This is a genomic window from Abyssisolibacter fermentans (assembly GCF_001559865.1).
Classification (GTDB): Bacteria; Bacillota; Clostridia; order Tissierellales; family MCWD3; genus Abyssisolibacter; species Abyssisolibacter fermentans.
Genome location: NZ_LOHE01000031.1, coordinates 16,589 through 32,647 on the forward strand (window position 1 = coordinate 16,589; position 16,059 = coordinate 32,647).

Below are 16,059 nucleotides of genomic sequence, written 5' to 3' on the forward strand. Positions count from 1 at the left end.
TATTATAATAAAAATATATAACATATAATTGAAGAAGATATATTAAATTCAGTATATTTTTTATGAAAAAACTTAAATAATGATAAAAATTTTGAAGGGAGAGGGTTGTAATAAAAAAAATATTGATTTTAGGTGTTAGTGGATTAGTAGGACGTGAGATTGTACAACAATTTAAAGGCGAGTACGAAATTCATGGTATTTCTCGAAAAAAGATTGAAACTGAAACATGGAATCATATAGCTTTTGATTTAGAAAAAGAGAATATTACTGATGTACTTATGAATGTAAAACCAGACATAATAATTTCATGTACACGTGGAAATTACGTGGAACAATTAATAACTCATAAAAAAATAGCAAAATATTGTAGTGATAATAACTCAAAATTATACTATTTTTCTACTGCAAATGTTTTTGACTCAGCTCCTGATTCAGTAAAATATGAGGATGATGAAACCTGTTCAGAATCAGACTATGGAAAATTTAAAATTAAATGCGAAAAATTATTGGAAGAAGAATTGAATGATAAGGTTATTATTATCAGACTTCCGATGGTATTTGGGCGTAAATCTTTAAGATTAGACGAAATAAAGAATTCGATTGATTCAGGTAAACCATTAGAAGTATATCAAAACTTGTACATTACATCAATATTAGACGTTGAATTGGTACGGCAGCTAAAATATATTATTGAGAATGACTTAAAAGGTATATTTCATTTAGCATCTAATGATGTTATTAACCATGCAGAATTTTATAGGAAATTAAATAACAAGAATCTTCATATTAAGTTGAATAAAATTGATAATTTCGATAGATATTATTTAGCAATAAAGACTAAAAGAGAAGAATTAAAAAAATTCAAGTTCTCAAATGATGACTTGATTAGCAAATTAAGAGAGCATATAGTATAAGGGAAATTGATTGCAATTTATAAAAGCTAATCAAAATGTAATTGCCTTAATTGTTAATACTAATATCATATAAGAAAATTCAAGCACTATAAAATGATAATATAGTTAATAACACCAATTATAAAGATTAGTATTTAAAAGTATTTATTAATGATATTTAACAATTCTTATATAAGAATTGTTAAATATAAAAGGAGAGAGAACTATGAGACACTGGATATATCCAGCAAACCCCAAAATTTATAATATAATTGCTGCTTTTACTCAAGAGGATAAAACACCTTGGCCAATGAGCAGTAAGGTAGAAATTGGTGATCAAATTTATATTTATGTAGGCAGTCCTTATAAACAAATACTGTTTAAATGTGCGGTATTACAAACAGATTTATCTAGTGAAGAAGTTATAAGCAATACTCAAAAATATATAAAATATCATGGCAAAGCTAAAAAAAGAAGCTTTATGATGTTAAAAACTATTAAAAATTTTGAAATAGATAATACTGGCCCATTAACTTTTAGTATCTTAAAGCAAAATGGATTAAAGGGAAGCATTATGGGACCTCAATGTTTAGAAAATAATAAAATACTTTTTGATTATATCAAGGGTATTGAATAGATAGGAGTGATTAAATGAACAAAGAGGAGATAAGGTCATATTTTTTAAGCAAAACTGGAGCAATTGAAGATATGCCATTTAATATTTCTGTTCCTGTATTCAAGGTCGGAAATAAGATTTTTGGTCTTATTAATATTCATGAGAAGGATAGATTAAGTATTAATCTAAAGTATCCGAAAGATAAAATTTATGACCTACGTTTAGCATTTAAGGAAATAAAGCCTGGATATCATATGAATAAGAATCATTGGAATACAGTATATTTGAATGGTAACTTAGAAGATGATTTCATCAAAGAATTAATTGATACATCTTATGATTTGGTTTTTCGTTCATTGCCTAAGAAAAAACAAGGAGAAATACTTGGGTAGTTTAATTCATACGATTGTTAATAATAATATATAAGGATAAATTGATCAAATTCAAATTAAAATTAAATTGATGTGGACAAGTTTTATTATTTTGACTCTATAAATTCAATGGAATTGTCTTTTGAAAATGTTAACGCTACAATTAACTCGTAAAAATAGGTTTTAAAAACATATTGAACAATATAAAGTATAACAGTATAATAATATTAAAAGAGGAAAAATGTGCTTTAAGTGTAAATGTGTTTCAAGATATAAGATAAATAAGTGAGGTTGTAATCTTTGAAAATATATAGAATGAAAATGAATTCAAAATATAAAAAGTTTTTTCATACTGTTATGCCATATAATAAACAGGTATTTATGCAAAAAAAATTTATGCATAATAATTTGTATATATTATTTTTTTCTGTTTACTTAACCATAGAGCAGATGTATTATGGTCTATATGTTAGGGAAATAGGTAGTCTTATACAGAAGATTCACTTTTTTTCTGCAATCATTATGCTTATTTTTGCTATTATAAGTATTTATATTCAAATAAAAAAGCCTATTAATATATCTTGGATACATAAAACTTATGAAATTGGATTTGGTCTTTATGGGTTTTTTATAGCTATAATAAGATCTTTACTAATAAAAGATAGTATTTTCACATTACCAACAGTTTACATTGCTGTTCTTTATGGATTTGCTGTAATTTTTTACTTTCATCCATTTAAGAGTTTTTTTATTTATGGAATAACTAGTATATTTTTGATTAGAGTATTGCCAATATATCAACCGACTATTATACAAAATAGCTACATACAAGATATATTATCTAATAATATGATTGCTTGGATTGCGTCAGTAATTAATTATCATAAATATGTCAGAACATTTTTACATCAAAAAATTATTAGTAAAAACAATGAAGAGCTTAAACAGAAAGCTTTACAAATTGAAAAAATCAATAAAACATTAAAATATATTTCCATAAGAGATGAATTAACAAATATCTATAACCGAAGAAAATTAGATGAAATTTTAGAGTATGAATATAATAGAGCAAAAAAATATTCTGATGTTTTTTCAGTAATTTTATTGGATATAGATTTGTTTAAATATGTCAATGATACATATGGACATAATGTAGGGGATAAAGTATTGATAGAGATAGCAGAAATATTAAAAAGTAATACAAGAAAAAATGATATGGTAGGTAGATGGGGAGGAGAGGAATTTTTAGTTGTTTGCTCTCAGACTAATATGAATGAAGTATTATGTGTATCAGAAAAATTAAGAAAAGCAATTGAGGCTCATGATTTTTCAATTGTTAATAAGACAACTTGTAGCTTTGGTGTGGCAACTTATAAAAATTCAGAAACAATTGAAAATTTAATAAACAGAGCAGATAAAGGACTATATCAAGCTAAAGAAAGAGGTAGAAATAGGGTTGGATTTATAATTTAATTTATTTTCTTTAACCAAAGCAATACATTCAGAAGGAAGTATTGAAATAAAATCAACAATTAGCCTTTTTTATACAATTTAAGAGAAATTTAAAACTGAAATCTACCCAGGTGGTTAGGTTTCAGTTTTTATGTATTTATTATAATAAAATAGTTTATATTAACGAAAAATGCAGTATAATAAGAAAAATATAAAATAGATATATTATTATAAATTTCTGCAATAAGGAAATATAGGTTGTAAAAATTGAGATTTTGTTACAATTTATTTAATAAGGAGGCTATGCTTTATTATATAATATGAAAGTTTCAACTTCCGCCTAATTTTTTTAGTAAAGTTAATTGAAATAGCTACTTTACAGAGTAGTAATATTAGCAATTGGCGTTGTATTAGTAAACCTATGTAGTGGTGGGTATAAAAAGAATTATAACGGCTTTAATTGCAATATTTATGACAATAATTTCATTTCAAATGTTGGGTATGATGTAGGTGTTCAGGTATTTTCTGTGCTGTCCATGTATTCTTTATTTAGATAAAAATTTAACAATGAATTCAAATACATTTAGTAATATGTACTAATTGATATATGATAATTACAAATAAATATTAAAACGAAGTTGCTAAGGGAGAGAGAACATATATTTGTCCTATAAAGAACAAGTAAGGATATCCTTATAATAGAATCCTTATAGAAAATGCTAGGGGAATGTTTCTACAAAAAATAAAAAGGAGATTTATCATGGTGTAGCATCAAAACATATATAATTCTTTGTCAATAAAAAATCAATTATTGAAATTTTTCAAGAATTGAGATATTATATGTTTAATAACTGGTCGTACCATACTACCAATAAAACGAGGAGGGAAAAAATGAATATCTATTTGTTATTTTTTATTGCACTAGCACCGATTCTATGGTTGATGATTTCCTTAGGAGTAATAAAACTACCAGCGCATAAAACATGTACGATCACTATGGTGTTTACTATGATTTTAGCAATATTTATATGGAAAATGCCGTTTATGTCAGCTATTACTGCTGCTATGGAAGGGGCAATCATAGGATTATGGCCTATTATGATTGTTATCATTGCTGCAATTTTTACTTATAATGTCGCAGTATATACAAAAAGTTTAGATATTATCAAGAAAATGTTATCAAATATAACAACAGATAAAAGAATTCAAGTACTAATATTGGCTTGGGGGTTTGGAGGATTCTTAGAAGGAGTTGCAGGATATGGTACTGCTGTTGCTATTCCAGCAAGTATACTAGCATCATTAGGATTCGAACCTTTATTTGCAGCAATAATCTGTCTTATTGCCAATACAGTTCCAACGGCTTTTGGAGCAGTTGGAATACCAGTAACAACATTAGCTAAGGTTACAGCACTAGATGTAATCCCTCTTAGTTATAATATCACCCTTCAACTAGGTGCTTTTATAGTCCTTATTCCGTTTGCCTTGGTTATAATGACAACAAGAAGCATAAAAGGATTAAAAGGAGTTGTCGGGATAACGTTAGCATCAGGTCTTTCTTTTGCAATTCCACAGATAATTGTAGCAAAGTACTTAGGATCTGAATTACCAGCACTTGTTGGGAGTATATGTTGTATGATTGTTACAATTGGTATTGCAAAACTTTTTCCTACAAGCAATACAGATTCAGGAGAAAAAGTCGTAAACAAAGATGAAAAAGTAACCATAAAGCAAGGTTTATTAGCATGGATGCCATATATATTAATATTATTATTTGTACTATTAACAAGTCCATTATTTCCTGGAATACATGAATCTTTAGGACATATTAAGAGTAGTTTTACTATTTATACCGGAGACGGTGCAACAGCTACAACTTTCAAGTGGATTGCAACACCAGGGACTTTAATTATTATGGCAACATTAATTGGAGGATATATTCAAGGGGCAAAAATAAGTAAAATGTTAAAAATATTTCTTTCAACTATAAAACAATTGACAAAGTCAACAATAACAATTCTTTCAATTGTAGCAATGGCAAAAATAATGGGCTATAGTGGAATGATAGCATCTATTGCAGTTGTTCTTGTAAAAATTACAGGTAAGTATTTCCCAATCATATCACCTATTATTGGAGCACTTGGCACTTTTGTAACAGGTAGTGATACATCTTCAAATATATTATTTGGAGCATTACAAAAAGAAGTGGCAAGTACAATAGGAGTAAATAATTATTGGCTAGTAGCATCAAACACAGCTGGTGCAACTGCTGGGAAAATGATTTCTCCGCAAAGTATCGCTGTTGCAACATCAGCCACTGGTATGATTGGATCTGAAGGGAAAATATTCAACAGTACAGTGAAGTTTTGTATAGGTTATGTATTAGTTTTAGGTTTAGTAGTTTACTTTGGTAGTTTGTTTGTATAAGAAAGATAAAACGAATTAGTTATAGTAGAATATTTAATTTAAATATGTGAATATAGCAATCAACAAAAATGGGTATAATATTCAAGAAAATTTATGGATAAACAAAGGAGGATGAGGATAATGAAAGTGGAGGTGCCGTATTCAAAAACCCATTGGAACATTGAAATTCCAGATAAAAATTTAGTTGGAGTATTAGAATCAAATGCAAGTAACTTTGTTACTGATCTTACACAAGAAGAAATTGTAAGCAGGGCATTAGATAACCCTATTGGTAGTAAAAAACTAGAAGAGCTGGTTATCGGCAAAAAGAATATGGTAATAATCACAAGCGACCATACAAGACCTGTTCCTAGCCATGTAACTTTACCAATTATGCTTGAGAGAATTAGAAAGGTAAATCCTGAAATTGATATAAAGATTCTCATTGCAACTGGTTATCACAGACCAACCACAAAAGAAGAATTAATCTTTAAATGTGGAAAAAAAGTTGCTGAAAATGAACAATTTGTTATGCATTTTTCAAAGCAAACTGATACTCTGACAAAGGTTGGTATTCTTCCTTCAGGGGGAGAATTGTGGCTTAATAAGCTAGCGATGGAAACTGAATTATTAATTGCTGAAGGATTTATAGAACCCCATTTTTTTGCTGGATTTTCTGGTGGTAGAAAAAGCGTGTTACCAGGAGTAGCTGGGGCTAAAACTGTACTTGCAAATCATTGTTCAAAGTTTATTGCAAGTGATAATGCAAGAACAGGCATACTGCAAAACAATCCTATACATGAAGATATGTTATATGCAGCAGACAAAGCAAATCTAGCTTTTATATTAAATGTTGTAATAGACAGTGAGAAAAAGGTGATCAATGCATTTGCAGGAGATAGAGTACTCGCTCATGAAGAAGGCTGTAAATTTGTGACAAGCTTAGCCAAGGTTGATAAGGTTGAGGCAGACATAGCCATAAGTACTAATGGTGGATATCCTCTTGATCAGAATATCTATCAAGCAGTAAAGGGAATGACAGCAGCTGAAGCTACATGTAAAGAAGGTGGGGTAATCATTATGATTGCCGCATGTAATGATGGTCATGGAGGTCAATCATTCTATGATAATATGGCACAGGCAAGTGGACCTCTAGAAGTATTAAAAAAAGTACTAAAGATACCAGCAGATGAAACCATTCCTGACCAATGGGAATTTCAAATATTAGCAAGAATATTATCTAAATATACAGTAATAATGGTAACAGATTTATGTGATCCAAACATGATTAAAGCAATGCATATGGAGCATGCGCATACCTTTGAAGAAGCACTGAATAGAGCTTTTGATTTAAAAGGCAAAGATGCAAAAATAGCAGTGGTTCCAGATGGTGTTTCAGTTATTGTTAAATAAATATAAACGAGAGTACATAAGTGCTCTAATTTATATTAATGGTATGACCATAATACCTATATAAATTTTTTTTAGATAAAACTAATAAGGAGGTAGTAAAATGGAAATCGTTGTTTGTATTAAACAAGTTCCAGGAACAACAGAAGTTGAAGTAGATGAAAAAACAGGTGTATTAAAAAGAGATGGTATTGATTCAAAAATGAATCCTTATGATTTGTATGGAATTGAAACAGCAATAAAGATAAAAGAAAAAAAAGGTGCAAAAGTGACAGCTATAAGTATGGGACCTCCTCAAGCTGTAGAAGTATTAAAAGAAGCATATATGATGGGAGTTGATGAATGCGCACTGATTACAGATAGAAAATTTGCAGGAGCGGATGTTTTAGCTACAGCTTATACAATTGCTCAAGGGGTAAAGAAAACTGGGAATCCTGATTTAGTAATCTGCGGAAAAATGACAACGGATGGAGATACTGCACAAGTAGGTCCTGAAATGGCTGAATTTTTAGGAATACCACATGTTGCAAATGTACTAAAAATTATTGAAGTAAAAGAAAAATCAATTGTTGTTGAAATGGACATGCCGAATACGGTTGAGGTAGCAGAGGTTGATTTTCCATGCTTAATCACAGTAGAAAAAGACGTATTTCAGCCAAGATTACCATCATTCAAATTGAAACTAGCTACAAAAGATAAAGAAATACCGTTATTTAGCTTAAAAGATTTCGAAGATCAAGATGAAAAGAAGTATGGATTAAATGGTTCTCCAACACAAGTAAAAAAAATATTTCCACCAGAAACTAATACAGATCATGAAATATGGAAAGGAACTGAAGACGAATTAACAGACAAGCTTGCAAATAAATTAAAAGAATTAAAATTCGCATAGGAGGGATAGCATGTCAAAAATAGTAATTCATCAAGATAAAATAGTTAACAAAGAAGAACTGTTGAAATTATGTCCTTTTGGAGCAATCGAAGAGGTTGATGGGAAAATAGATATCAATGCTGCTTGTAAAATGTGTAAAATATGCACGAAAAAAGGACCTGAAGGGGTATTTGAGTATGTAGAAGATAAAATAGTAGCTATTAATAAAGATGAATGGAACGGAATAGTAGTATACGTGGATCACGTAGATGGAGAGATACATCCTGTAACGTTTGAACTTATTGGAAAAGCTAAAGAAATGGCAGCAAAGATTAATCATCCAGTATATTGTGTATTTATGGGGTACAACATTAAAGAAAAAGCTGCGCAGCTTCTGCATTATGGTGTAGATGAAGTATTTGTATATGATGATGAGGAATTAGAGCATTTTAGAATAGAGCCATATACAGCTGTGTTTGAAGATTTTATTAACAGCAAGAAACCTACCATAGCATTAGTAGGAGGAACTACTGTAGGAAGATCAATTGCTCCTAGAGTAGCTGCAAGATTTAGAACTGGACTTACAGCAGATTGTACAATTTTAGATGTTCAAGAAAATACGGATTTAGATCAAATTAGACCTGCATTTGGTGGAAATATTATGGCACATATCTATACACCAAATCACAGACCACAGTTTGCAACTGTTCGTTACAAAATATTCTCAGCTCCTGAGAGAAGTGAAGACGTAAATGGAAAAATTACATTATGTGATATACCTAAAGCTAAGTTAACTTCAGGAATTAAAGTTTTAGAAGTTAAGAAAAAAGAAAAAGTAGAAACTATTGAAGATGCAGAAGTGATTATTGTTGCAGGACGAGCTATTAAAAAGCAAGAAGATTTAGATATGATTTATAAACTAGCGGATTTACTTGATGGTCAAGTAGCTGTTACAAGACCATTAATCGAGGCTGGTTGGGTAGATGCAAGAAAACAAATCGGATTAAGTGGAAGAACAGTTAAACCAAAACTTATTATAACTTGTGGTGTTTCTGGTGCGATACAGTTTGTAGCAGGTATGAACAATTCAGATTGTATCATCGCAATTAATAACGATGAAAGTGCATCAATATTTAATGTTGCACATTACGGAATTATAGGCGATATATATGAAGTCATTCCAGGACTTATTAAAAAACTAAGCAGTGGCGAATTAGATAGTTTACAACAGGTAGTAGCTACAAAACTTTAGGAGGGATAGTATGACTTACAAGAAAATTGATGAAAAAGATATAGCATTTCTGCTTTCTGTATGTGGGGAAAATAGAGTTTTTGTTGGTGAGAAAGAAATAAATGAAGATTTTAGCCATGATGAATTAGCAGGTATTCACAAATATCCAGAAATATTAGTTGAAGTAGAAAGTACAGAAGAAGTATCAAAAATCATGAAATATGCTTATGAAAACAATATTCCTGTTACACCGAGAGGGCAGGGAACTGGTCTTGTAGGAGCAGCTGTCGCAATTCATGGTGGAATTATGATAAATTTAAGCAAGATGAACAAAATACTTGAGATTGATGAAGAAAATTTAACGTTAACAGTTGAGCCAGGTGTATTGTTAATGGAAATATCAAAGTTTGTAGAAGAGCATGACCTGTTTTATCCACCAGATCCAGGTGAGAAGAGTGCTACAATTGCTGGGAATATCAATACAAATGCTGGTGGTATGAGGGCAGTAAAATATGGTGTAACTAGAGATTATGTTAGAGGTTTAGAAGTAGTGCTGCCAAATGGAGAGATTATGGAGCTTGGCGGTAAGGTTGTAAAGAACAGTTCAGGATATAGCTTAAAAGATTTAATCATAGGTTCAGAAGGAACTTTAGCTATTGTTACAAAAGCTATACTAAAGTTAATACCTTTGCCAAAGAAAGCTATTAGTTTATTGATTCCATTTCCTAATCTAGAAATGGCTATAGAGACTGTACCAAAGATTATAAAGTCAAAGGTTATCCCAACAGCAATCGAGTATATGGTAAGAGACGTAATACTAGCATCAGAAGAATTTTTGGGTAAAAAATTCCCAGATAGCTCTGCAGATGCATATTTACTATTGACATTTGATGGAAACAGCGTTGAAGAAATTGAAAAAGCATATGAGAATGTAGCACATATTTGTCTGCAATCAGGTGCACTAGATGTTTTGATATCTAATACACAAGAACGTCAAGAATCTATATGGAAAGCTAGAGGAGCCTTTTTAGAAGCAATAAAAGCCTCAACAACAGAAATGGATGAATGTGATGTTGTTGTACCAAGAAACAAGATTGCAGAATTTGTTAAATTCTCAGATGAACTACAAAAAAGATGCAATGTAAGGATTAAAGGATTTGGACATGCAGGTGATGGAAATCTTCATATCTATATTTTAAGAGATGATTTAGATCAAGAAGCTTGGGAGAAAAAACTTGAGGAAGTATTCGAAATCATGTATGAAAAATCCAGAGAATTAGGAGGTAAGGTATCTGGAGAGCACGGAATTGGATATGCAAAGAAACCATACTTACAAGAAGCAGAAGGTAGCTTAGGTATGAATCTATTTAAGAATATTAAGTTAGCATTTGATCCTAAGAATATCTTAAATCCAGGTAAGGTTTGTTAACATAGAGGGTAAGGTTCAGGCTTTTGCATAGGCGTAAAGGATTTTGATTAAGGTTTTAAAGGCAGTTTAATGTTATTAAAACTGCCTTTATTTGTTCTGATATTTGTTTGAGACATTATAGTTTGTTAAAATAATTAACATTGTGTATTTTTCAAATCATTTATTATACCAATAACTTCTTCATCCGTAGTTTGCTTGAAATTTTCATAGTGTAAACCTACAGCATGAAATTCATCAGGTATAGTTAGACATATAATTTCATCTACTACGGTTTTTAAGTAATCAATTGTGTCTTGTGGTGCTACTGTATAGCTAATATAATTTTTTTTACCCCATGTTTTTTTATAGATTTTATTGCTGCAAGTATTGTAAAACCAGTAGCAATACCATCATCAATAATTACTACTATTTTATCCTTGACTTGGGGAAATTTTTCATTTCCTTTATATTTTATTAACCTTCTTTTTATTTCATTTGTTTGTTCATATACTTTTTTTTCTATATATTCTTGAGATAAACTTAATATATCTACATATTCATTATTTAATAAATATGTCCCATCTGAGGTAACTGCACCTATAGCTACTTCTTCATTTTGAGGAGAACCAATTTTTCTTGGAATGATTAAATCCCATTTAAATTTAAATTTTTTAATTGTTTCATATGCTATAACGATGCCGCCTCTTGGAACAGCAAGGATGAGCATGTTATCATTATCTTTAAATTTTGCAAGCTTTAATGCAAGCTTATTTCCCGCATCTTTTCTGTCTATAAACATAAAATTCACCTCTAAACTTTGCATACTTTTATTTTAAGTTGAAATTATATAATTATTCATCCCAGATTATTCATATAACTTTGAATAGTATGCTGTATAATTGTGAATTAGAAGATTTCAGTGAATTCGAAGGCATACCGAGTTGGTATATCGAAAATTTAATGGACTTCTTATAATCATGAGCAGAGAACTAAAATCTGTGATTTTAAGTGAATCGCTTATTCATTCGAAGAATGAGGTTTTTATAAAAGGTATTTAATTTTCTATGAATAATCTGGGTTCATATATATATAATGAAAAATATTTTAATAATTAAGTATTTTTATTTAAAATATTAGAGGAAAAATAACTATGGAGATTGAAATAAAATAAAAATGTAAAAAGGAGTGATATTGTGAGAAAGTCAATAAAATACGAGAAAGCTATTTTTGCAGGAGGATGTTTTTGGTGTATGGTTTCACCATTTGATGTTTTAGATGGAATAATAGAAGTTAAGTCAGGTTACATTGGAGGACATGTGGAGAATCCTACATATAAAGATGTGAAATCACAAAATTCTGGACACTATGAGGCGATAATGATAACTTATAACCCAGAAAAAATAAGCTATGAAAAACTACTCAAAATTTATTGGATGATAATTGACCCTACTGATGACAATGGACAGTTTCATGATAGAGGAAAATCTTATAGAACAGCTATATTCTATACTACAGAAGAACAAAAAAAGGCTGCTCAAAATTCAAGAAAGCTACTGCAAGACTCTAATAAATTTGAAGATTCGATTGTGACTAAAATTCTTCCTGAAAGTAAATTTTATCTTGCTGAAGAGCATCATCAGGACTTTTATAAAAAAAACCCAGTTGAGTATAAAGAAGATAGAAAAATATCAGGAAGAGATGAATTTATTAAGAAATATTGGGGTGAAGAATATTGGAATATTTTTGATGAATAAGATTATCACTGAATAATCATATCACTTTCTAATATATAAAATTTCTGATTTGTATTTAGGCTCATAATTTTCCTATTAATAATCTGGAATCACACACGATATATGGCGAATAATGTCGAAATAAAGAATTAAATATGATATACTATTATAAAAATAAGATAAAAAATTGGATATTATCATGAGAAAATTGTAATTGAATGGATGTGACATTGAATGGATAAATTAATTAATAGTAAGCATATTAAAATATTTTTCTTGTGTATAATAACTGTATTAATGATACTACTTATAGATAATGAAAGCAATTTAAATAATACATATCCTGAGGTGATAAAAGGTAATATTGATTTAGAGGATTGGAATTTTGAAGAACAAGGAATTGTAAAACTGGACGGAGAATGGGAAATATATGAAAATAAGTTTTTATCAAGTGATGATTTAGCATATTACAATAATAATCAAATTAAATATAATATTATTCCTGGAAATTGGCTGAATAATACAAGTATTTATACTGATGGTTATGCTACATATAGAGTAACAATAAATAATTTAGATGACAATAAGATATATGGATTTAAATTGAATAGAATTTACTTGGCTTATAAGATGTGGATTAATGGAAAATTAATTACTCAAAGCGGCAAAATATCAGATAAAAAAGGACTAACGATAGACAAAATATCTCCTCAAATTGTTTCTGTTGATTCTAAAAACGGAAAATGTGAAATCGTTCTCTGGGGTAGTAGTTATGATTATTACCGAGGAGGTATAAGTGAAAGCATTGAGATAGGAACACAAGAACAAATAATGAATAAAAGAAATATTGCAATGATGAGAGATGCTTTTGTGGCAGGAATTATTTTAATTATGTCTTTATATCATTTGGTTTTATATTATTTCAGACGAAAAGAAATTGGTACTTTATATTTTGGTATATTTGGAATTTTAGTATTTTTAGAAACTCTCTTTGAAGGAGAGATGTTATTTAGTTATTTATTTCCTCATATAGATTTTTGGACAGAAGAATTGATTCAAAACATTGCTATTTTTTTCATGGGAGCTGTATTTATAACTTATTTATATTATTTCTTTGAAAAAAGGATTTCTATAAAGATTTTAAAGTTTTCATGGGTTTCATCATTTATATTTTCTATATTTTTAATTATTGCGCCATTAAGATGCTTTATAATTATATGGCATATGTATAAACCTGTTATTATATTTATAATTGGATACGCATTGTTTTTCTTAATAAAGGAAGTAAAATTAAGGCATAGGTTTGCAAAAATTACTTTAATAGGATCTTTATTTTTAACATTTACATCGGTATATGATATGTTAGTAGATTTAAGTGTTATTTCATCTCCATATATTCTTTCTTTTGGATGGATTGCTTTTCTATTTTCACACATAGTAATGATTTCAATTAAATACAACAATTTACTAAATAAAGTAGAAGCTTTGGTGCAGGAACTTAATATGAGCAATGAAGAATTAAAGCTTGCATATATAGAAATGGAAGAACATGTTATAAAGCGAACAAAAGAATTAAAAGAAAGTGAAGAAAGGTATCGTCAGTTAGTAGATGCACCATTTGAAGGTATCATGATTATTAATAATGGGAAGATTCTAGAAATTAATAACGAAATATGTAATATGTCTAACTATAAAAAAGAAGAACTTATAGGAAAATGTTTATTTGATTTCATACCAAATGAATATCATAAAACAATTGAAGAGAGTATAAAATCTAATAAGAAGCAATATTATGAAGCTGCTTTTATAAAAAAAGACGGTTCACATTTAAATATTGAAGTTTTATCAAGACCTTTCTTTTTTAAGGGGAAGAGGGTTAGAGTTGGTGCGATACGTGATCTTACTGAACGTAAAAAAGCTGAAATGAAATTGCTGATAAGTGAAAAAAGTTTGAAAAGAGCTCAAAAAATAGCTCGTATTGGTAGTTGGGAATGGAATTTTATAACTGATGAAAGCGATATATCAGATGAAATGTATCGTATATTTGGAATAAACAAAAAATTAAAGCAAATAAATTTCAAAATGTTTATAAAAAATTGTGCCCATCCTGAGTATAGACATGTTTTAGAGGAAAGTACTGATAGAATTATTGAGTCAGGTAAGGAAGAAACAATTGAATATAAGATAGTACGTGCGAGTGGTGAAGAACGTTGGGTACGAGGAGAAGCAAGTTTAGTATATGATGAAGAAGGAAAACCATTTAAATTAGCTGGTACTGTACAAGACATTACAGATCAAAAATTAGCTAAAAAAGCACTTCAAGAAAATTTAAAATTTCTACAATTATTGATTGATACGATTCCTAATCCAATATTTTACAAAGATATAAATGGAATATATAGAGGTTGTAATAATGCTTATGCAGAAATCTTAGGGATTAAAAAGGATCAGATTAATGGACTTACGGTTTATGATATAGCACCAAAGGATTTAGCGGATATTTATTATAAAGCAGATAATGATTTATTTAAAAACAAAGGAAAACAAGTGTATGAAGCAAAATTACAGGATACAAAAGGAGTACGACGTGATGTAATATTTACAAAAGCTACTTATGAAAATGAAGATGATGAGATAGAAGGGTTAGTTGGTGTTGTAGTTGATATTACACAGCTAAAGAAAGTACAACAGGAATTAAGATTATCTTCAATTACAGATCATCTAACTAAATTATATAATAGGATAAAGTTCAATGAAGTTTTAAACGACGAAATCAGTAGAGTAAAAAGATATAATAATAATTTATCTATTATTATGTTTGATATTGACCATTTTAAAAAAGTCAATGATATCTATGGACATCCTATTGGTGATGAAATATTGATTTCAATTTCAAACTTAGTTAGAAATATGTCTAGAGACACTGATATTGTAGCAAGATGGGGTGGGGAAGAGTTTATGATTTTATTGAAAGATACAGATATAAAAGGTGCTAAGTTCTTTGCAGAAAGAATAAGAAATAACATTGAAAAATACAACTTTGCAAAAGTAGGTAATATAACATGTAGTTTTGGGGTTACGAAATTTTTAGAAGAGGATACTATGGAAACATTTATTATTAGAGTAGATGATGCTTTATATAAAGCTAAAAATGCAGGAAGAAATAGAGTTGAGGTTATTATTTAGGTATTTAAATTTATAACAAATTGATAAAATTTAAAAATAGTTGATTGATGAATTTGAGTAGTTTTTTAGTAGAAAATAGTAAAGTAGATACGAAGAAATTATAAAAAAATGGGTGCAAAATCTAATTTGATTTTGCACCCATTTTGCTATAATGGATCACATCTACTATACTAGTTCTATATAAAATGTGTTTTTAAACATATACACAAGATTGAGTTAATTGGACTTTGATAAAAATAAATGTTATACTGCATATTTTTGATTAGAAGATGTCCATAAATCTTCGATATATTAACTCGGTATGTTTTAGTGTTCACTGAAAACTTCTAAATCAGATTCACTTAAATATACCATTATCATTTCAGTAATAATTGAATTTTACTTATAGGTTAATGATCATAACATTATTATCAAAATTATTACTAAAAACAAAAGAAGTAAATCACTTGCTAAAATACTAGAATATATTATAGAATTATTGT

General features: G+C 29.0%; 12 protein-coding genes. 11 read left to right on the forward strand and 1 reads right to left on the reverse strand.

Translation table 11 applies throughout. The annotated features are described in order from the left end of the window. Positions 1-122: 122 nt before the first annotated feature. From AYC61_RS02120 to AYC61_RS02160, 9 genes are all read left to right on the forward strand, one after another. Entirely contained in the window at positions 123-914 is a 792-nt protein-coding gene (locus AYC61_RS02120) for a sugar nucleotide-binding protein (protein ID WP_066496201.1), read from the forward strand. A gap of 205 nt (positions 915-1,119) precedes the next feature. After that, complete coding sequence (locus AYC61_RS02125; protein ID WP_066496203.1) at positions 1,120-1,530, forward strand: hypothetical protein; 411 nt, start codon at positions 1,120-1,122, stop codon at positions 1,528-1,530. A 14-nt stretch (positions 1,531-1,544) separates the two neighbouring features. Then, complete coding sequence (locus tag AYC61_RS02130) at positions 1,545-1,901, forward strand: MmcQ/YjbR family DNA-binding protein (RefSeq protein WP_066496204.1); 357 nt, start codon at positions 1,545-1,547, stop codon at positions 1,899-1,901. A 279-nt stretch (positions 1,902-2,180) separates the two neighbouring features. After that, complete coding sequence (locus AYC61_RS02135) at positions 2,181-3,353, forward strand: GGDEF domain-containing protein (protein ID WP_066496206.1); 1,173 nt, start codon at positions 2,181-2,183, stop codon at positions 3,351-3,353. 870 nt (positions 3,354-4,223) lie between these two features. After that, positions 4,224-5,759, forward strand: a complete 1,536-nt coding sequence (locus AYC61_RS02140) for an L-lactate permease (RefSeq protein ID WP_066496208.1) — start codon at positions 4,224-4,226, stop codon at positions 5,757-5,759. Positions 5,760-5,879: 120 nt separating this feature from the next. Then, complete coding sequence (larA, locus tag AYC61_RS02145; RefSeq protein WP_420806800.1) at positions 5,880-7,151, forward strand: nickel-dependent lactate racemase; 1,272 nt, start codon at positions 5,880-5,882, stop codon at positions 7,149-7,151. Positions 7,152-7,251: 100 nt separating this feature from the next. Then, positions 7,252-8,040, forward strand: coding sequence for an electron transfer flavoprotein subunit beta/FixA family protein (locus tag AYC61_RS02150; RefSeq protein ID WP_066496219.1), 789 nt, complete (start codon positions 7,252-7,254; stop codon positions 8,038-8,040). Between the two features lie 10 nt (positions 8,041-8,050). Then, positions 8,051-9,271 (forward strand): FAD-binding protein, encoded by a 1,221-nt coding sequence (locus AYC61_RS02155; protein WP_066496222.1) that lies wholly within the window; start codon positions 8,051-8,053, stop codon positions 9,269-9,271. A 10-nt stretch (positions 9,272-9,281) separates the two neighbouring features. Then, complete coding sequence (locus AYC61_RS02160; RefSeq protein ID WP_066496227.1) at positions 9,282-10,679, forward strand: FAD-binding oxidoreductase; 1,398 nt, start codon at positions 9,282-9,284, stop codon at positions 10,677-10,679. Positions 10,680-10,980: 301 nt separating this feature from the next. Here the strand turns inward: AYC61_RS02160 and AYC61_RS02165 are convergent, their stop codons facing one another. Next, positions 10,981-11,457 carry a phosphoribosyltransferase gene (locus AYC61_RS02165; RefSeq protein ID WP_242866727.1) on the reverse strand — a complete coding sequence of 159 codons (477 nt, stop codon included), beginning with the start codon at positions 11,455-11,457 and terminating at the stop codon, positions 10,981-10,983. Between the two features lie 394 nt (positions 11,458-11,851). On the opposite strand from AYC61_RS02165, the gene msrA reads away from it, so the two are divergent. Further along, positions 11,852-12,412: a peptide-methionine (S)-S-oxide reductase MsrA gene (msrA, locus tag AYC61_RS02170; RefSeq protein ID WP_082759742.1), complete on the forward strand. Its 561-nt coding sequence runs from the start codon at positions 11,852-11,854 to the stop codon at positions 12,410-12,412. Between the two features lie 213 nt (positions 12,413-12,625). Next, positions 12,626-15,577: a diguanylate cyclase gene (locus AYC61_RS02175; protein WP_066496230.1), complete on the forward strand. Its 2,952-nt coding sequence runs from the start codon at positions 12,626-12,628 to the stop codon at positions 15,575-15,577. Positions 15,578-16,059: the final 482 nt, after the last annotated feature.

Coding starts and splice junctions, on each gene's coding strand:
- AYC61_RS02160 (WP_066496227.1), top strand. CDS start 9,282: ATGACTTACAAGAAAATTGATGAAAAAGATATAGCATTTCTGCTTTCT.
- AYC61_RS02165 (WP_242866727.1), bottom strand. CDS start 11,457: ATGTTTATAGACAGAAAAGATGCGGGAAATAAGCTTGCATTAAAGCTT.
- AYC61_RS02175 (WP_066496230.1), top strand. CDS start 12,626: ATGGATAAATTAATTAATAGTAAGCATATTAAAATATTTTTCTTGTGT.
- AYC61_RS02155 (WP_066496222.1), top strand. CDS start 8,051: ATGTCAAAAATAGTAATTCATCAAGATAAAATAGTTAACAAAGAAGAA.
- AYC61_RS02140 (WP_066496208.1), top strand. CDS start 4,224: ATGAATATCTATTTGTTATTTTTTATTGCACTAGCACCGATTCTATGG.
- AYC61_RS02125 (WP_066496203.1), top strand. CDS start 1,120: ATGAGACACTGGATATATCCAGCAAACCCCAAAATTTATAATATAATT.
- AYC61_RS02150 (WP_066496219.1), top strand. CDS start 7,252: ATGGAAATCGTTGTTTGTATTAAACAAGTTCCAGGAACAACAGAAGTT.
- larA (WP_420806800.1), top strand. CDS start 5,880: ATGAAAGTGGAGGTGCCGTATTCAAAAACCCATTGGAACATTGAAATT.
- AYC61_RS02130 (WP_066496204.1), top strand. CDS start 1,545: ATGAACAAAGAGGAGATAAGGTCATATTTTTTAAGCAAAACTGGAGCA.